12 protein-coding genes are annotated in these 18,649 nt (G+C 54.1%); 10 read left to right on the top strand and 2 right to left on the bottom strand.

The window, feature by feature from the left end:
• The first annotated feature begins 2 nt into the window (after positions 1–2).
• The 10 genes from C5Y96_RS17390 (at position 3) to C5Y96_RS17345 (ending at position 15,013) form a co-directional block, all read left to right on the top strand.
• A complete protein-coding gene (locus C5Y96_RS17390; protein WP_199188727.1) occupies positions 3–1,703 on the top strand; it encodes an isochorismatase family protein in 1,701 nt (566 codons plus the stop codon).
• Between the two features lie 357 nt (positions 1,704–2,060).
• Positions 2,061–5,645: a CHASE domain-containing protein gene (locus tag C5Y96_RS17385; RefSeq protein ID WP_158261291.1), complete on the top strand. Its 3,585-nt coding sequence runs from the start codon at positions 2,061–2,063 to the stop codon at positions 5,643–5,645.
• Positions 5,646–5,816: 171 nt separating this feature from the next.
• On the top strand, positions 5,817–6,776 hold the full coding sequence (locus C5Y96_RS17380) for an AAA family ATPase (protein WP_105355928.1): 960 nt from the start codon (positions 5,817–5,819) through the stop codon (positions 6,774–6,776).
• Positions 6,777–6,783: 7 nt separating this feature from the next.
• Complete coding sequence (locus C5Y96_RS17375) at positions 6,784–7,701, top strand: DUF58 domain-containing protein (protein ID WP_105355926.1); 918 nt, start codon at positions 6,784–6,786, stop codon at positions 7,699–7,701.
• Positions 7,701–8,180 carry a DUF4381 domain-containing protein gene (locus C5Y96_RS17370; protein WP_105355924.1) on the top strand — a complete coding sequence of 160 codons (480 nt, stop codon included), beginning with the start codon at positions 7,701–7,703 and terminating at the stop codon, positions 8,178–8,180. Before C5Y96_RS17375 ends, C5Y96_RS17370 begins: the two co-directional genes overlap by 1 nt.
• Before the next feature lie 8 nt (positions 8,181–8,188).
• Positions 8,189–9,226: a VWA domain-containing protein gene (locus tag C5Y96_RS17365; protein ID WP_105355921.1), complete on the top strand. Its 1,038-nt coding sequence runs from the start codon at positions 8,189–8,191 to the stop codon at positions 9,224–9,226.
• Entirely contained in the window at positions 9,223–10,161 is a 939-nt protein-coding gene (locus tag C5Y96_RS17360) for a VWA domain-containing protein (RefSeq protein ID WP_105355919.1), read from the top strand. The genes C5Y96_RS17365 and C5Y96_RS17360 overlap by 4 nt, the downstream gene beginning before the upstream one ends.
• Positions 10,158–10,739, top strand: coding sequence for a tetratricopeptide repeat protein (locus C5Y96_RS17355; RefSeq protein ID WP_105355917.1), 582 nt, complete (start codon positions 10,158–10,160; stop codon positions 10,737–10,739). The genes C5Y96_RS17360 and C5Y96_RS17355 overlap by 4 nt, the downstream gene beginning before the upstream one ends.
• A complete protein-coding gene (locus C5Y96_RS17350; protein WP_105355914.1) occupies positions 10,736–11,992 on the top strand; it encodes a BatD family protein in 1,257 nt (418 codons plus the stop codon). Before C5Y96_RS17355 ends, C5Y96_RS17350 begins: the two co-directional genes overlap by 4 nt.
• A gap of 243 nt (positions 11,993–12,235) precedes the next feature.
• Positions 12,236–15,013, top strand: a complete 2,778-nt coding sequence (locus C5Y96_RS17345) for a c-type cytochrome domain-containing protein (RefSeq protein ID WP_105355912.1) — start codon at positions 12,236–12,238, stop codon at positions 15,011–15,013.
• A 17-nt stretch (positions 15,014–15,030) separates the two neighbouring features.
• Here C5Y96_RS17345 and C5Y96_RS17340 read toward each other — a convergent pair whose 3' ends face one another.
• Both C5Y96_RS17340 and C5Y96_RS17335 read right to left on the bottom strand, forming a co-directional pair.
• Positions 15,031–16,449: a DUF1501 domain-containing protein gene (locus C5Y96_RS17340; protein ID WP_105355910.1), complete on the bottom strand. Its 1,419-nt coding sequence runs from the start codon at positions 16,447–16,449 to the stop codon at positions 15,031–15,033.
• Positions 16,446–18,644: a serine protease gene (locus tag C5Y96_RS17335; RefSeq protein ID WP_105355908.1), complete on the bottom strand. Its 2,199-nt coding sequence runs from the start codon at positions 18,642–18,644 to the stop codon at positions 16,446–16,448. The genes C5Y96_RS17340 and C5Y96_RS17335 overlap by 4 nt, the downstream gene beginning before the upstream one ends.
• Between the last annotated feature and the right edge of the window lie 5 nt (positions 18,645–18,649).

Below are 18,649 nucleotides of genomic sequence, written 5' to 3'. Positions count from 1 at the left end.
GAATGACCGTTATTCTGCGGTTACTAGCCGTCGACTTCCCGCCACCTACCTACATGAGAAGTTTGATCATGTACCAGCCGCAACTTGTCTCGTGCCTGCTTGCCTTGGTTTTCACCATGCCCTGCGTAGCCGGCGATTTAGAGATGACGCTTCGATATCAACAGGAAACCAGCCCAGATAGTGGTCGATACCATCGGCTGACTCGGCAGGAATCCTGGAAGCCATCGGAAACGGCAATCATCGTCTGCGATGTGTGGGACCTTCATCATTGTCAGAATGCGGTCCTGCGTGTCCAAGAGTTTGCGCCCCGTCTTGATCACGTACTTTCCAAGGCTCGCGAACAGGGCGTGACCATCATTCACGCCCCCAGTGGCTGTATGGAACACTATGCTCAGCATCCGGCGCGCAGAAGGGCTCAACTGATTGCGCCTGCTCCAACTCTGCCAGAAGAAATTACCAAGTGGTGCTACCAGATACCTTCGGAAGAGAAGGGCGTTTACCCGGTGGATCAGTCCGACGGTGGTGAAGACGACGAGCCTGAGCAACATGTAAATTGGGCCGAAGAACTCATGAACCGCGGACTTAACCCGAAAGCTCCCTGGTCGAAGCAGACCGACCTGCTGACGATTGATGCTGAAAAGGACTACATCAGCGATAAGGGGGACGAAGTCTGGAATATCCTGAGTGCGAAAGGGATCGACAACGTCATTCTGACGGGCGTGCATACGAACATGTGTGTGCTGGGAAGGCCATTCGGTTTGCGGCAACTAGCAAAAAACGGCAAGAACGTTGTGCTGATGCGAGACATGACCGACACCATGTACAACCCTGAGGCCTGGCCGTTTGTTAGTCATTTTACTGGTACTGACCTTATCATTTCCCACATCGAGAAGTTTGTCGCGCCTACCGTAACGAGCGATCAACTGATTGGTGGCAAGCCCTTTGTCTTTAAGGGAGATGTTCGTCCACATGTCGTGATCGCTATGGCAGAGGCAGAATATGAGACCAATCGCACGCTACCTGAGTTCGCCAACGCTTACCTTGGCAAAGATTTCCGCGTGAGCTACTGCTTTGCCAATGATACCAATCGCGACAACATCCCTGGTTTCGATACTGCCCTGGAGGATGCCGATGTGTTGGTACTTAGTGTGCGCCGACGAGCGTTGCCCTTAAAACAGATGGAAGCTCTGCGAAAATATATCGTTGCCGGTAAGCCCGTGATTGGAATCCGGACAGCATGCCATGCGTTTAGTCTTCATGGGAAGGAGCCGCCTGAGGGAACTGAAACTTGGGAAGCGTTTGACCCTGAAGTGTTTGGGGGCAATTACCATGGTCACTACCCCAGTAAGATCGCTTCGCACATCGATGTCGTAACGGACTCTTCTTCGCATCCGATCCTGCAAGGTATTTCCCGCGATCGCTATACTCAATATGGGTCGCTGTATAAGACGTCGCCGATCGCGAACTCAGCATCGCTATTGTTGACAGGCGCTGTGGAAGGCCAACCCCAGGAGCCGGTCGCCTGGACATTTGACCGTGCCGACAGGGGGAAATCGTTTTTTACCTCGTTAGGCCACAAGACTGATTTTGACAAACCGATGTTTCAACGGCTCCTTCTCAATGGCATCTATTGGGCCGCTGGAGAACCGATTCCCCAGGAGTTTGATTTGGAAAAGCCTGTCGAGCCTCGGAAGAAGTGGTAGTAAGATGCCAAGAGTAAATTCAGCAAGACTTGAGACCTTAATTTGAGTATCCTAGGTGTGTTCCGCATTAGGGTGAGGTGTTTTCTTATCATCGCCAGAGAACTTCTATCGGACTCCTGCCCATCATGAGAGCATGTTGGAATCGATAAGATCTGCCATGGGTAGGCCGAAACGCACCATATGACCAATTTGTTACCTTCAGCCCCTTCTCATCGGTCGAGACTTATCTCCGCGGCCTGGTCACTTATTGCCGCACGAACGCTTCTGTGCCTGGCTTTGGGAACTGCCGTGGTGGTCATGATTGCCTGGCCGGCTGGTTGGAACTCGCTTCGATCACTCATCGAGGGGCTACCGACTATGAAGTTTAATACGGCCCTCGGTTTAGCCATCTTGGCTGGTGTCGGCTTGCTGCGGTCTCAGACCGGTGCTCAGGAGGATCGCCGAGGCTGGACTTCGTTAATATTGGCTGGTGGTGTATTTGCCCTGGCTATTGTCAGTCTGCTCGAAATTGCATCGGGACTGAGTTTGGGAATCGACACGTTAACGGATAATGACTTGCGATCGCTAAGTCACGGTAGAACCCCAGGACTCATGTCAACGGGGACAGCGGTTGGCTTGTTCCTGTTGTCGTCTAGCCAATTGATCTCTGGTCTCACACCATCTTGGGTGAAGAAAACTCTCGCTTCGCTGGCCGGGCTCTTGGGCGCTTCTAGTGTCTGTCTTTTTCTGCTGCGAACCAATGTTCGCGCGACTAGTATTTTTTCGACAACAGCGATCCATACCGCCGTGTTGTTGACGTTTATTGCTGCTGGCTATTTGCTAGTTTGGCAAGCGATGTCAATTATTTCGACTTCTTCCGATCGGGATATGGTGCGATCCGAATTGTTCCGTGTTCGCGCACTTACGGCGGTCGTCATTGGGGCATTGTCACTGGGACTATTTGTCACCTCCAATCTCGTGGTCGATGCCCAGGGAACGATCCGTGAAGCAAACCAGGCACGTTTTGCCTACTTCACGGACCTGGTCGTCGAGGATATCGAACGAAGTATCAATCGCGTAGTGTTCGGCTTGCGAGGCTTGCGGGGACTGTACATGGCCAGCAAGCAAGTGACCCGGGACGAGTTTGCGGCAATGGCCCAATCGCACGATCTTGCCGATGAGTTTCCCGGAGCCATTGGGCTTGGGCTTATCGATCACGTGAAACGTGAAAACCTCGATACGTATATTCGGGAAGTACGCGCGGACAATGCTCCCGAATTCGAGGTGAAAACCGAGGGGGATGCTGCGGATTTATACGTGATCAAGTTTATCTTTCCGCTTGCTCGTAATCGTGATGCGTGGGGGTATGACGTCGGTTCCGAAGCAGTACGACGGATTGCCGCCGAGACAGCCGTAGCTACCGGTGAACCTACCATTACCGGGCCAATTGAATTGCTGCAGGACAAAGAGAATAGGACCGGCTTTTTGTATCTGCTGCCGTTCTATGATACGCCGGAAACACCGGAGACGCCGCAGGAACGAGAGGAAAAGCTACAGGGGCTTGTTTACGCCCCAATCATTCTGGATGAAGCATTGGCCGGAATTGGAGATCGCACGCAAGGTAACGTTGAGGTTGCTATCGACGATGTAGAAGACAACGCCGACGGATTTGCGACCTACGGTCATTCCACGATCGATGAGACAGCGCTTGGTACGGCTGGACATCGGATACCAGTGTTTGCCCAGCAGAAGACGATCGTCGCCGGTGGACGACACTGGCTTGTCGGTATTACGAGTTCCGTTCAATTCGAAAGCCGTATTGACCGGGTTACTCCTGCCATGATTGGGGTGGGCGGCACAATTCTTACGATTCTTTTGGTGGGTGTTATTTGGTCTATGGGAAGGAACATGGCCTTGGCACACAACATGATGGTCGAGGTCCAGGCCAGCGAGGAAAGGGCTAAGGAAGCTCAACTCATGGCAGAGAAGGCCAGCCAGGCAAAGAGCGAGTTTCTGGCCAATATGAGTCATGAAATCCGTACCCCAATGAATGCGATTATCGGTCTGACCGACTCGGTGCTGAGGACGGAACTTACCGAAGATCAACGTGACTACCTGAGCACGGTGTCCGACTCGTCAAATACTTTATTGCAGATTATCAACGACATTCTCGATATCTCGAAAATCGAGGCTGGCAAAATCGAATTGGATGAAGAAGAGTTTCAGCCTCGTGAGTTTATCGCGAATTTGCTGCGTGCTGTGACTGCCAAATTGCAAGACCGTCCTGTAGAACTTGTTTGCCAGATCGAACCGAATGTTCCGCGTGTGCTGATCGGAGACTCCCGGAGACTTGGCCAGGTTCTTCTGAATCTGCTGGGAAACGCCATGAAGTTTACCGAGCAGGGTGAGATCGAATTGCGTGTCGCGAGAGTTTCACAAGAGGGTAGGGCAGCAGAAGAAGTGTTGCTGGAGTTTGCCGTAAGGGATACAGGCATCGGCATCCCGGAAAGCAAGTTAGGTACGATCTTTGATGTGTTCGAACAAGCAGATACTTCGACCACGCGACGCTATGGGGGGACCGGACTGGGGTTGACGATTTCTTCGCGGCTTGTTGATCGCCTTGGAGGAGAGATTTCAGTTGAAAGCAAACTAAATGAGGGGAGCGTGTTTCGCTTTACCGCTCGGTTCAAGCCGAGCATTAGTCCAATTCCAACGGCGTGGAAGGAAACCATTAGTGGGCTGCAAGGCAGGAGGGCACTGATTGTTGATGACAGTGAGACGGACCTACTCATGCTGCGGGAAGTGACGCAGTCTTATCAAATCGAAACTACTTCGGCGGATTCTGGGCATGCAGCATTAACGGAATTGGCAAATGCAATTCAGGCGGGACAACCGTTTGATATGGTTCTTGTCGATTTGAAAATGCCCCATTTGGACGGATATGAGGTTATCGAGATAATCCAGAATGCCCCAGAAAAATATGGGAAACCGATGGTCATTCTGATTTCCGCCAGCAAGATAGGAAGCAAGGACCCAACACACGGTTTGAAGATCGCTTCGCGAATTCGAAAGCCGGTCAAGCCTTCCGAACTTCTCGAGGCGATGGTGGCAGGCCTCGGGCTAGAAATTCCGGACGACCTTTCCACTGGAGATAACCCCGAAGCGGACACAAATACCCAGCCGCTGGAGATTCTCTTGGCCGAGGATAGCCGAGCGAACCAAAAGGTTGCGACAGCGATACTAAAGCGACGTAACCATAATGTATCGATTGCGGAAAATGGTATCGAGGCAATTCGTGCGATTCAGGAAAACACATACGATGTCGTCCTGATGGACGTGCAAATGCCGGAGATGGACGGCCTGACGGCCGCCTATCATATTCGTCAGTACGAGCAACAAGTCGGCGGCCATATTCCTATTGTGGCCACGACTGCCCACGCGTTGAAAATGGATCGCGAACGGTGCCTTTCCGCGGGGATGGATGAATATATCTCTAAACCATTATCGCCTGATTCGCTTTTTGCTGCGATCGATAATGCCATTCGTAAGAGTCGAGGAGAAAGGATCATTGCTTGCGTTCGGGGGCCATTGGTTGCATCGGACGAAGATGAAGCAAATGCCGAGCCTCCCGTTCCCTGGGAAACACTGTTGAAACGGCTCGAGAACGACCGCGAGGCACTTGTCGAGATTGTAAACGCCTATATCCCGGAAATGACGAAGGGGATGGATCGAATCGACGAGGCTATTCAACAAGCAGACGATCATCTGCTGACGATTTCAGCCCACAAACTCAAGAGCGCACTACGCTTCTTCCATCAAATGGAAGCGAGCACAATTGCCCAAGATCTTGAGCTGAGGGGAACGAGAAACGACTTTGAATCCGCAGAACAAGAGGCCAGCCGATTGAGGGAAATGCTCACAGGGCTTTTACCTTGGCTCAGCACGTATTGTCGTGAGCAGTGAACATCGGGCAGGCAAGAGCTTTACGCACATTCAGTAAACAAATATGCTGAGAGATTATAGGCGAGACGGACCTCCTTTGAATCTTCCATTGGAGTCGAAACGAGCTTGTGCCAGCGGCAGATCTGACTTGCCGGGCGATATCTTTCCACCTTTCGATATATGAAGCGATACATGGACGCTCGTGAATCCTTTCTTCAACTATCGGACTCGCTCAATCAAGCTGTCCTGGGACAGACGGAAGTCGTTGAGCGACTGCTGATTGCCTTATTGGCCAATGGTCACGTGTTAATGGAAGGTTTGCCTGGTACGGCGAAGACGCGTTCCATAAAGACTCTCTCAAAATTGATCGACAGCCAGTTTAGTCGCATTCAATTTACGCCTGACCTGTTGCCTTCCGATGTCACAGGTGCCGAGATCTATCGCGAGCAAAACGGTACATTTGATTTTCAGCAAGGCCCGATCTTCGGCAACCTGGTCCTGGCTGACGAAATCAACCGTGCTCCAGCCAAGGTTCAAGCGGCGCTATTGGAAGCCATGGAGGAACGTCAGGTAACCGTGGCATCGCAAACGCATCCACTGCCAGACTTGTTTCTCGTGATGGCAACCCAGAATCCGATCGAGCAAGAGGGGACGTACCCATTGCCGGAAGCGCAAATGGATCGGTTCTTGTTGTACGTACGCGTCAATTATCCTGCGAGTGACAACGAACTGGCCATCCTGCGACTTGTGCGAAGTGAAAAGTCCGGCCAAAACGAAGCTACCACGGCGAGGATCTCGCAAGAGGTGATCTTTTCAGCGCGGAAGGAAGTCAATGCGATTCATGTGGCAGAGGGAGCAGAGAAGTATATTGTTGATCTTGTTCTCGGAACGCGAGAGCCAGACCGGTACGAAGGGGATTTGCCCAAATGGATTCGAATCGGTGCGAGCCCTCGCGGAACTATTGCTCTGGATGCTGCTGCCAGGGCACATGCGTGGTTGCAAGGGCAGGACTTTGTCTCCCCCGATAACATACGTGCGGTTGCCCCAGCTTGCCTGGCGCATCGCGTTCATTTGACTTATGAAGCGGAGGCCGCTGGCGTTACTCGAACAGACGTCATTAACACGCTGTTGAAAGTCGTGGTTCCTACGTAATTCTGCCATGGATGATCGAATTCAAATTTCGCTGGAAGAAATGGTGTTGCTCAAAGCAGACGCTCGGGGCTTTTCATTGCTGCCGCGACAGCCGGTCTCTTCCCTCCTGGCAGGTCGGCACGCCTCCCGGCTTCGCGGACGCGGTCTAGCATTCGAAGAACTGCGACAATATCACCAAGGAGACGACGTTCGCACGATTGATTGGAAGGCCACGGCTCGTCTACGTTCTCCCCAGGTGCGAATCTACAGTGAAGAACGTGAGCGTCCTGTCTTGTTCGTCGTCGACCAGCGATCTCCTATGTTTTTTGGAAGCCAGAGGACCATGAAGTCGGTTGCTGCCGCCGAACTGGTTGCCATCGGTGCGTGGCGGGCCTTGGATTCGGGAGATCGCGTTGGCGGCATCGTTTTCAGCGAGCAAGAAATCGTCCAGGTTCGTCCGCATCGCAGCCAAACTCGCATGCTACAGCTGTTTCATGAGACCGTTCGTTTCAACAAGCAATTAACAAGCAGCGAAACGATCGCCGGCACGCACACGTTGAACGACGCTTTAAGGAATGCCGCGAACATTGCCAATCACAGTCACCTCGTGGTGGTTGTCAGCGATATGGATGGTGCCGACGAACAGACCGAAAAGTTGACGACGCAAATTGCGGCGCACAATGACGTACTCGTTGTCGCAGTTTACGATCCACTGGGGGCCGCTTTGGTCGGCTCGCCGGGGATGATCGCGGCTGATCGTGGTCAGATGTGGGACATTCCGGACAGTTCGCATTTTTCGGAAGCATTTCTTCAGTCGTTCCAGGAGCGACTCGATAAGTGGACGCAACTGTTTCATAACCTTCGCGTACCTGTCTTGCCGATCACTACGGCGGTTCCGGTTGCGGTTCAGATTCGTTCCTTGCTCGGAGACCGGACTGGAAAGTGATGACAGACGACCCTGCAAGTCTCGATCTTCTCCACGATATCGTCGTTCCGCCAGAGGTGCCTTGGTGGCCGCTCGCTCCTGGCTGGTATATCCTGTTCGCGATCGCGCTGCTCAGTTTAACGTATTGGGCCTATCGATGTTGGGCAAAGTGGCAGGCCAATGCTTACCGTCGAGTCGCGCTTCAGGAACTTTCTGCTGCCGGTAGCATCGCCGACGTCTCCCAGCTTCTTCGCCGTACTGCTTTGAAGATCGCGCCTCGTCCGGTCATCGCCTCCTTGACCGGAAGCGAATGGCCTGAGTGGTTGGCAACCTGTTTCCCCGAGCCTATGCCAGATGCATGCCGGACGCAACTGGCCGACGGGGGCTATGCCCGTGTGTCGTCGAGCTCTGATCTGGAGACGTTAAAAGAATATGCCCACCGCTGGATCAAGTTGCACCATCCACCTGAAGTTTGCAGCGAGGTAAAGCCACAGGCCTAACGATTGGTATGTTTGTTTTTGCCCATCCCTGGCTACTGCTTATACTGCCGCTTCCGTGGCTGTTGCGACTGATGCTGCCCCCAATGGACAGCAATTGCGTGGCAGTTCGTGTTCCCTTCGGCGAACGCCTGACGGCCGTGCTAGGTAACGCAGAAACAACCTCTACGGGCCGCCGGCTCACGCGCCCCTTGGTGGTTTCTTTAGTGGTCTGGACATTGCTGGTCGCTGCGTTGGCTCGACCCCAATGGATTGAACCACCGATCACCAAGGAGATTCCCACGCGTGATTTATTGCTGTTGGTCGATCTTTCCGGTTCGATGGATCAAAAGGACTTTGTCAACGCAAAGAATGAAAAGGTCGATCGGCTCACGGCTGTGAAAGAGGTTCTGGGTGACTTCCTCTTGCGACGTAAGGGAGATCGCGTCGGTCTGGTAGTCTTTGGAGACGCTCCATACCTTCAGGCTCCCTTTTCAACTGATTTGAGCCTCGCGAAAAGATTGCTAGACGAATGCCAGGTTGGCATGGCAGGGCCGAGAACTGCCTTAGGAGATGCAATTGGTTTAGGCGTCAACTTATTTGACAATAGCAATGCTCCAGCAAAGACGATGATTGCGTTGACCGATGGAAACGATACCAAGAGCCTGGTGCCGCCGGTCGAAGCTGCTCGAGTAGCGGCGCAGCGCGACATTCAGATCTTTACCGTCGCGATTGGCGACCCGCAGACGACGGGCGAAGACAAGCTCGATGAACAGACCCTGCGCGACGTGTCCTTGGCAACCGGCGGTTCCTATTACTTCGCTGCAGACCGTAATGCACTCGCTGGCATCTACGACGAACTCGATAAGATCAACGTGCATGAAGTCAAAACGGTAAGCCATCGCCCTCGACACGATTTGTATATATGGTGGCTTTTGGCGGCGCTATTGATTTCGATGATCGACAAGCTTGTCGTGACCTTCAAGGAAAAGCGATCTCGCGCGAAAGTCAACGCGGCAAGTCGCGTAAATGTCAATCCACGAACCGGGAAGTTGGAGGTTGTTTCATGATCGAATCGATCTCTCAGTTTCACTTCATTCGCCCCGGCTGGCTGTTGCTGGTGCCCCTGGCCATTGGGTTATGGTCGCTGTGGCTGCGAAGCTCAGAGCCCTTACGCGGCTGGCGTTCGCAAATTGCTCCTGCACTACTAAAAGCCCTGACGGTCGGAGGCCATGCCGCACACTCGCAGCAAGCCCGTTGGCTGCTCGCGGGCTGGCTGTTAGCTGTCATCGCAATCGCTGGACCTACCTGGCGAAGGGAACCAAGTCCGTTCGCCGAAGAGTCGCCACCGCTGATGATCTTGCTGAAAGCTGACAAAGGCATGGAGCCGGCTAATCAACAACCGACGAGTTTGGAACGAGCCAAGTTGAAGATTGCCGATCTAGCGAATGCTCGAAAGGGGCAGCCTCTGGGATTGATCGTCTACGCAGGCTCCGCTCACCTCGTGCTTCCTCCCACCAAGGATACCGCAGTGATTGCCGAAATGGCCTCGGACATCACTTCCAGTATTATGCCAGCCGCCGGTGACCGGCTCGATCTGGCCATCGACGAGGCGCGAAGGATCATGACTTCGGAGAACGTCTCCGGTTCGTTTCTCGTTATCGCCGATGCCGTCGACACGGATACTCAGCAACTGGCTGCCGCGGAAAAGGGCTCGCACGGTAACGGGATTCAGATTTTGGCCATTACAGACAACGATCCGAGTAAGCTGCGTTCGATTCAAAACGCGGCAAGCACGCTGCATGGTTCGATTGTGGAATTGGCGATCGATGGCTCGGATATCACGACCATCGTTCACAAAGCGGATCGAACTTCGTTTGCCAGCGTTGCGGGTGAGGAGACACGTTGGCAAGAGGCTGGTTACTGGCTTGTTCCAATTCTTGTGATCTTGATGGCATTGACCTTCCGGCGTGAGTCGTCGCAACTCTCGGGAGGTGCTTCATGAGAATAATATTCTGCTTGCTGGCCATCTCGTGGACTGGTTTATGGTTGACGCCTGATCAGGCCGGCCAACGCTACTTCGATAAAAGGAGGTTTGCCGAAGCGGCTGCGACTTTTGAAGATCCCCTTTGGCAGGGAGCGGCTTGGTATCGAGCCGGTGAGTTCGAAAAGGCGACCCAGTCGTTTGCTAGGGTTCCCACCGCCGAAGGAAAGTTTAACGAAGGAAACTCCTGGTTGATGTTGGGTAAATACGACCAGGCAATTGCGAGTTACGATCAAGCTCTTAAGAAACGCCCCGAATGGAAGGAAGCGCGAGAGAACCTGGAACTGGCCAAAATTCGCAGGGATAGGATCAAACAGGAAGGGGGCGACCTGGGAGATCAGAAAGAAGGGGCCGATCAGATTGTATTCGATAAGAAGAAAGAGGGAGGACAGGAGACCCAGGTTGACGGTGAAAAGGCCACCTCGGACGCCGCTGTACAGGCCATTTGGCTGCGGCAAGTGCAAACCAAACCGGCGGACTTCCTCAAGGCCAAGTTCGCATATCAATACGCGAACGACGCTGAGGATTCTAGCCCATGATGGTCCTTCGATTGATCGTGTGGCTGGCTGTCCTCGTGTCGGCCTCATTGGCCATGGGGGCCGACGTGAAGCCCGTGACCCTTCGCCTGCCTGATCAGGATAAGACGTTCTGGGTTGGTCAGCGAATTCCCGTTTTTGTCGAGATTCGAGCCAAGGGTACGTTCAGCGGAGCAACGAACTTTTCGTTGCCACAGATTCTTCAATCGGTCTTTGTCCAAGTTGGTAATCCGGTCGTTTCGTCGGAAGAGCATGACGGAGACTCGTGGTTCGTGCAAGTTCACGAATTCGCGTTGTTTACGCAATCATCTGGAAGTATCGAGATTCCGGCATTCTCGGTTCGATACAGCAATCATGATGGTTTCACTGGCCCAGTGACCTCTCATAACGAGATAGTGCCTCAAGCGAAGTTGGAAGTGAAATCACCTCCGGATCGAGAGTCGCACGGCTTTCTGGTGACGACCGATAAGATTGACATTTCCGAGACTTGGCAGCCGAAGCCTGGCAGCGTGAAGCAAGGAGACATTGCCGTTCGGACGATCACGCAGTCAGCCGACCAGATGATCGGCATGGCACTGGCCCCCCCTCCGAACCAGACCATCGACGGAATTCAAGTCTATCCCGGAACCCCCACGGTTTCTCTCGCAATGGAGCGGGGCGAATTCCTCGGAACAAGAACGGACGAGATAACCTATCGTTTCGATAAAGCTGGCACACTTTCCATTCCTGAAGTGACCTACACCTGGTGGGATCCTGATAAACAGCAGTACCACTCACATACGCTGCCTGCGGTGGATTTTGAAGTCGCGGCAGTTGTGCAGCCAGGAAGCGCAACAGATACTGCCAAGAATTCAACGCACTGGCTAGTCTGGCTGCCTATTTCACTTGCGTTGGTCGGCCTTGGAGCCTGGCAGTACCCCAAGCTGAAAGTTTGGGGAGCCTCGATTTGGCAAAAACTGAATCCACCGGATAAGGTTGCTACTCGACAACTGTTACAAGCATGTCGCACGCATGACGTCCAGCAAGCTGAGATCGCCTGGGCCCAGTGGCAATCGACACAGATGCAGCCCTTGGACCTCTCAAAGGACCTGGAGGACGCCGTCAACGAGCTTCACCGCGTTATCTATGGAGCCGGACCGCATGTGCCATGGAATGGCAACGCATTGGCACATGCCTTTGAGCGGCAACGCCGTAACGAATTGAAATGTCAGCTCGCAAGCGATTCTGCATTGCCGCAGATGAATCCGGCGAACTGATGGTGTTGGTCGAAGGCACCAGAATTACGGATTGTTGTTTCAACTGAAATTGAGTGTGATATTATGGTAGATAGTCTGGAATGGATATCCCGTGTTAGACGACAAGTTCCCACCAAGACCAATGTCGCCCCGTGATTATCCATTCATCGAGCGAGCGGTAACGCTTTCTGCCCGATAGTGACCTCCCGCCTTTTATTCCTGCCGTACTGACTGGGCAACACCCACCTGCTTCAGGGTCTAACTATGCGACTCTTTCTGCTTAGCTGCGCAATTCTCTTGAGCTGCTGTACTGCCATCTTCGGTGAGCCGATAGCTATTGCAGATTTGCAGCGATCCAACCCGGTCTCATTCGAGAACGAGATCCTGCCGATCTTCCAACGCAGTTGCCTTGCCTGTCATAGTGCCAGTGAGGCCCAAGGAGAATTGGTGTTGGAGACTCCCGCGACCATTCGCAAAGGGGGGGATTCAGGTGAGGCTCTCGTTCCAGGCAAAGGAGCCGAGAGCCTGCTTCTCAAGCTGGCGGCGCACCAGGAAGAGTCATTCATGCCTCCGCCAGATAACGATGTAAATGCACCGAATCTGACCTCTCAGGAGCTGGGACTGGTTCGCCTATGGATCGACCAAGGTGCAGAAGGCACTTCCTCTGCTCCACCGACAATGCCGCAAAAATGGAGTTCGATTCCAAACAATCTGGAACCCGTCTATGCCGCAGCGCTTAGCCCCGACGGGCAATTCGTAGCCGCCACCAGAGCCAACCAACTGTTCCTTTATCACGTTGCATCTGGAAAGCTGATCGGAAGTCTAGAGGATTCATCGCTTGAGCCGCCCGCGGCGCATCGTGATTTAGTCCAATCGCTCGCATGGGGAAGCGATGGTACGCTGCTCGCCTCAGGCGGGTTTCGCGAAGCAAAGCTCTGGGAAAGGCCGCGTGATGCACGCGAGATGTCCTTCTCAACGAAAGCGAAAACCACGGCACTGGCTGTAAGCCTCGATCGCAAGTGGATGGCTACCGCAGGCGACAACCACGTTATTCAACTTTGGAGCCTAGAGACGGCACAGCCTGGACCGAAGATGACTGGGCATAGTAATTTGATTACTTCGCTGCGATTCACGGCAGATGGAACGCATTTGATTTCGGCTTCGCTCGACAAATCTATTCGGATCTGGAACTCTTCGGATGGAACACAGACGGGCCTTCTACAAGTGCCAACAGCGATCCAAGCAATCGAATTATTGCCAGCAGTTGCAGGTTCTGCCCCTCAGCAAACCTTGGTTGCCGGAGGTGACGACAAGATTCTCCGGACCTGGTTGGTAGACTCTAAAGCAACGGCCGAGACGTGGGCAATGATGGAAGCAAAGGAACTGCCAGGGCACACGGATGCGATTACTGCACTGGCTGTAGCCCCTGGGCATCCCATGCACTTCTATTCCGCGAGCCGCGACGGAAGCCTGCGTTACTGGGACCTAGAGAATCAAAAACAGCTAGGGATGTTCACGCATGGCACGCCTGTGCTGGCGGTTGCCGTTCGATCGGACGGACTTCGAATCGCTTCCGTTAGTGAAAACAACACGGCGAAGCTATGGGACAAGGATGGCAAACAAATTGCAGAGATGAAGGGAGACCCGCGACTGCAACAGCATGCAATTTGGGCAAAGCATTCTCTCGGGGCGGCGCAGCAGCGATTGAACATCGTCAAGCAGCGGCTAGTGACGGTAGAAGAGGTGCTTAAAAATCGGGTCGAGGCGAAAGCAACTGCCGATAAAGAACTGGCTGCGGCTGACGAAGATCTCGCGCAGAAGAAGGCTGCGCTCGACAAGATCAACAGCGAGTCAGCCGTATCCGAGTCGGTTGCTGCCGAAGATGCCGAGAAAGAAAAGAAACCGGACGATGCCGAAACCATGGAAGAATCGGCTCAAAAGGCGATAGAAGAGTCAACATCAGCCCAGCAACTGGCGACCAAGAAACAGACCTCCGCTGAGGGGGCCGTCAAACAGGCAGAAGAGTCGGTCACGTCTGTAAAGCAGTTAGTTGAGCAGGCTGCCGCGAATGTGGAAGAAGCTCAGGCCCGATCCGATTCGGCGAATAAGCTTTCAACCGAGTCCGAGCAGCCACTGCGCTCGGTTAGCTTCTCGCTCGATGGGACGAAATTGGCGACCGCTGGTAATTTCCCTTCCGTACAGATCTGGGATGCCGATACAGGCAGCCCGGTGGATGCTCTGGCGAAACAACCAGGCTCGCTTTCTCCGATCACATTTCTCGACAATGATCGCCTGCTATCTGGGTTCGGAACGACGGAGGCTGTTGTCTGGCAGCTGAATCCCACTTGGCGATTGCGACAGACCATTGGTTCCTCGGAAAAGGATGATCCGATCATGGGACGCGTTACATCACTCGATATCGACGCGAATGACGCCCGACTTCTTATTGGTAGCGGCCTGCCATCACGCAATGGAGAACTCGGGTTGTTCCGCCTGGAAGATGGTGCCCGCATCCATCACCTGCCCAACGCACATTCCGATGTGGTTTACTCCGCGAGATTTTCGCCGGATGGTACCCAGTTCATTTCCGGCGGTGCTGACAAATATGCGCGACTCTGGAACCTGACTGGTGAGAATTCACTCAAGCAGCTTGAAGGACATTCCGACTATGTGTTGGGAGTCTCTTGGAAGGAGGACGCGACATCGATTGCAACGGCGTCGTCCGATCAAACCATCAAGATCTGGGACGTGGAAACGGCCGATCAGTCGAGGGCTATCTCAGGCTTCGGAAGGGATATCACCTCGTTACGGTACATCGGAGAGACGGCTCATGTGGTTTCGAGCTGTGGCGACGGCATCGTTCGACTACATGATGCCGCCAATGGCAAGTCGCTCCGAACCTTTTCGGCAGGAGTCTGGCTGCACTGTGTCGATGCGACGTCAGACGAAAAGTTAGTCATCGCCGGGGGAGATGACGGGCGGCTATTCATCTGGGATGGGACGAATGGGAAGCAGCTGAAAGCGATCAACGTGGGCGAGTAAACGCCCACGGGCTTGCTTCAGGAAATCAGTTCCGGAATCGGTTCACCATGATCAATGATCGGCGTTGGACGACCGTTGAAGTCTTTGATAAAGACCTTTCGGCCATCGATTCCCAGATGATGATAGATCGTCGATAGGAAATCGCCCGGTCCGCAGATTCGCTCAACGGAATCTTCTCCCAGTTTGTCGGTAGCGCCGATAACGCGGCCTGTCTCGATGCCGCCACCGGCCCAGATATTCGAGAAGGCTCGTGGCCAGTGATCGCGTCCTGGTTGCTTGGTGCCTGCCGCGGCACTCGCATTACCGGCACCGGTGCTCGGCTGGTAGTTGACCTTGGGGGTTCGGCCGAACTCGCCGGTCACGACCACAAGGACTCGTTCGGAAAGCCCACGCTGGTAAACATCTTCGATGAGTGCCGAGACAGCCTGGTCGTATGCCTGGGCCCGAAACTTCAGGGCGTCGAAAACATGATGATTCACCGCGTGATCGTCCCAATTGCTCACGCGTCCGCAGAGTGGCCCATGCAAACTTGTCGTGAGAATCTCGACACCTGCCTCGACCAATCGACGAGCCAGTAGAAGTTGCTGCCCCCAGGTGTTTCTCCCGTAGCGATCACGAGTCTTATCGTCTTCTTTGCTGAGATCGAACGCTTCCTTCGTTTTGGGGTTGGTTAGCAGGGTCATTGCCTGTGTCTCGAATTCGTCGAGCGCGTTCATCTCGCCAGCCTTGTCGAAGGCTCGTTCGAGGGTGTCGAGTCGTTGCCGTAACGAGGCACGTCGTTCGAGATGAATGGCTTCGCCCGGATTCGCAACTCCGATATTCGGCACGGCAAAGCTTGGGCTGTTGGGATCGCCTGTTACTGCAAAGGGTGCATAGGCATCGCCCAAGTAGGCTGGGCCGGTGTAGTTTGTGGGTGGGTTTACCCCAGCGTAGATGGGCAGAGGATTGTTGCGGTCGGCGTCTTGAGATCGCAGATAATTGGCAACCGACATCCAGTCTGGCAGGCGAGGCGCTGGTTTGTCTCGCGTATCGGGGTCGCCTGAGAGTAGCTGCATCGAACCGGCCGGGTGTCCCCCGGCCGTCTGACGCATGGAACGCAAGACCGTGAACTTATCGGCGATCGCAGCTTGCATCGGTAGCAGTTCGGTAAAGTGCAGGCCCGGGACTTTCGTCTGGATCGTGCTGAATGGACCTCGGTATTCCACCGGTGCGTTTGGCTTCGGGTCGTAGGTGTCGATATGAGAGCATCCGCCTGGTTGCCAGACCATGATGACGGCATTCTTCTTGCGACTCGGATCGGCGGGACTTTCGGCCCGTAGCCGAAGCATGCCGGGCAAGCTCAACGAGGCAAATCCCGCGAGTCCCATTCGCATGAACCCACGACGCGAGGCAGGACCCGGACAGATGGCTGATGATGCGTTGAATGGATGCGTCATTTCGAGGTAACCTCAGTGGCGGGAATAACACGAATCTGAATCGGTTTCGAGACGATGATGTCGACGATGTCTTTCGGAGCCGCTGCTTTCTGGATCGTTTGCAAGCGTTTCTCCGCTGCAGTGACAGCAGCTTTGGCTTTTTCCTGCTCTTCTTCAGGTGCTTGCTCGGCGGACTTCTTGGCTGCTTCCAAAGCGAGTTCCGCTTCGGTTACTGCTGCCGTGTTATACGAATACTTGGCAACCGCACTGCCGTAGAAAGCGATGGTGTATGTGCCTGGTGCGGGTTTCAGCTTGGCCAGATCGAGCGAGACTTCGGATGAATCCTCCTTGAGAGAGACGTCAAATGCACCGTTTTTATCGAACGGTTCGCCAAATGTCTTCATGCTCATCGTCGGCCCCGAAAACTCGCAGCGGCGCGAGAGTGTCAGTGGAATGGTTAAGGACTGACCTTCTACCACTTCCCAAACCTTGTCCTCGGTCGGGCTGACGCTCAAAGGGGTAGTCTCGGAACCGCCCACGGAAACTGGTACGTCAGCAAGCAGTCGCGGGCTGGGGATCTCGGACCAGGCATTGGTTACCGGCCAGGCCATCGACGCGTAGCTTCCTTGTCGAGTGACCATCTTGCCGTCAATTTCTGCTCGCCCGAACAAACTGGCACTGGTCAAACCGCGGGGAGCATGTTCCTCGGCGGTTACCAGCAGCGTTCCGCAGCACTTACCAGGCGGAATGGTCAAGCCGCTGGCAGTCACCCCTTCCGGTAGATTCTCCATGCCCAGTTCAATCGGGCCGTCGTAGCCATCTCGGCGGACAACGACCACTTCGATGGGCATCGTAGCTCCACCTCGCAGGGCAATCGGCTTGGACAACGCATTGCGATCCCCGTTACGCAAGTTCATGTGGAGTGCCCATCCAACGATCGCAAAATCGGGTTGGGCTTTGCGGATAATCAGGCGATAGATGTTTCGCTCATCGTCGCGTGTGCCACCGAACAGGTCGGTTAATCGCAGTCGATAAACGCCATCTTCTTTGATCTCGACTTTCCCTAGAATGTCGGAGGAACCAGCATTGTATGGTGGGCCGTCGTAGCTGTATCCGTTGCTCGAAACTTTCACAGGGCTGGGAATATCCGAGAGCTGGGTGACGTCGATTTCTTCCTCTTGGTCACCACTTTTCTTCACTTGGTTTACGGTAATGGAGGGATCGGTTGGAAGTCCTAGTCTTTCTGAGGCAACCTCAACCCACCACACTTCTCCCTTCTTGGCGGTAAACTCGAAGGTATCGATATCAGCTGCGGGGAAGAAACTGCCCTCGATATCACACGGAAGCGTAATCTGCTGGGCCTTGGTGGATTGATTGTTGGGCTCGACTTCCGTCGATGCTGCCGTGAGTGCCAGGTCGGTGGGGGGCCAGGAGAATGCGTTGACATTGCGGGTAGATGCAGGTCGAGGGACGACTGCATCGGCTGCGATCTCCTCGACGGCCAGTCGATAGAAATAATACGGGCCACCTCCATATGTCAGGTCGTGAACCTTAATGACGAATTTGCCATCTGCTTCAGGGGTGAAATCAATCGCGCCGCCACGACGTTCAACCTGTAGGTCATTGCCGTCTTCGTCGGCGACAATCAGCACTGACTTAAGTTTCGAGTCGATGCCTGCCGCAGCGCTAGTGACAACCAGCCGTTGTCCCTTTTTTGCCTCGAACGTGTAGTAGTCGATCGCCTTGGCTTTCATCTGGCCATTGCAGATCGAATTAACTTGCAGCGGAGTTGCTGTTTCGAGCGTGTTATGCGACTCGGTGGCAACAATTTCGGGCAATTTGCCGACGCTGAAAACACGAGAACTCGAAAGCCCCAAGCGAGACATGATGCGTGCTTCGTGTACTCCGGCCGGACAATCAGGGGAGATCGTCACAGAGTATTGATTGGGAAGCGGAATCCCGTCGTCGCCCATCTTCGGAGCCGCTGTGATCCCAGGATGCGAGAATCGTAGTTCTCCCAGGTCGTCGAGATTTTCGCCACTGATCGTCACGTCGACGGTCGTCCCTGCCTGGCCACCCATCGGCAACGTTGTCAGCAGTCGCGGTGCCGGCAAACAAACCGACTGTGCCGCCCCAACAGACGGACAGACGACTGCGAACAGCAATAGCGGAAAAATTCGGAGGCAGGTTATCAGGTATACGCGTTTGATTCTCATCGCGT

It is taken from the genome of Blastopirellula marina (assembly GCF_002967715.1).
In the GTDB taxonomy this organism is placed as follows: domain Bacteria; phylum Planctomycetota; class Planctomycetia; order Pirellulales; family Pirellulaceae; genus Bremerella; species Bremerella marina_B.
Note: the sequence above shows the minus strand (reverse complement) of the source record. Positions and strands in the feature narration are given on the sequence as shown.

What these genes read in the sequence shown, in the direction of transcription:
- C5Y96_RS17355 (WP_105355917.1), top strand. Translation starts at nt 10,158, where the DNA reads ATGAGAATAATATTCTGCTTGCTGGCCATCTCGTGGACTGGTTTATGG.
- C5Y96_RS17360 (WP_105355919.1), top strand. Translation starts at nt 9,223, where the DNA reads ATGATCGAATCGATCTCTCAGTTTCACTTCATTCGCCCCGGCTGGCTG.
- C5Y96_RS17345 (WP_105355912.1), top strand. Translation starts at nt 12,236, where the DNA reads ATGCGACTCTTTCTGCTTAGCTGCGCAATTCTCTTGAGCTGCTGTACT.
- C5Y96_RS17335 (WP_105355908.1), bottom strand. Translation starts at nt 18,644, where the DNA reads ATGAGAATCAAACGCGTATACCTGATAACCTGCCTCCGAATTTTTCCG.
- C5Y96_RS17385 (WP_158261291.1), top strand. Translation starts at nt 2,061, where the DNA reads ATGAAGTTTAATACGGCCCTCGGTTTAGCCATCTTGGCTGGTGTCGGC.
- C5Y96_RS17380 (WP_105355928.1), top strand. Translation starts at nt 5,817, where the DNA reads ATGGACGCTCGTGAATCCTTTCTTCAACTATCGGACTCGCTCAATCAA.
- C5Y96_RS17375 (WP_105355926.1), top strand. Translation starts at nt 6,784, where the DNA reads ATGGATGATCGAATTCAAATTTCGCTGGAAGAAATGGTGTTGCTCAAA.
- C5Y96_RS17350 (WP_105355914.1), top strand. Translation starts at nt 10,736, where the DNA reads ATGATGGTCCTTCGATTGATCGTGTGGCTGGCTGTCCTCGTGTCGGCC.
- C5Y96_RS17365 (WP_105355921.1), top strand. Translation starts at nt 8,189, where the DNA reads ATGTTTGTTTTTGCCCATCCCTGGCTACTGCTTATACTGCCGCTTCCG.
- C5Y96_RS17390 (WP_199188727.1), top strand. Translation starts at nt 3, where the DNA reads ATGACCGTTATTCTGCGGTTACTAGCCGTCGACTTCCCGCCACCTACC.
- C5Y96_RS17370 (WP_105355924.1), top strand. Translation starts at nt 7,701, where the DNA reads ATGACAGACGACCCTGCAAGTCTCGATCTTCTCCACGATATCGTCGTT.
- C5Y96_RS17340 (WP_105355910.1), bottom strand. Translation starts at nt 16,449, where the DNA reads ATGACGCATCCATTCAACGCATCATCAGCCATCTGTCCGGGTCCTGCC.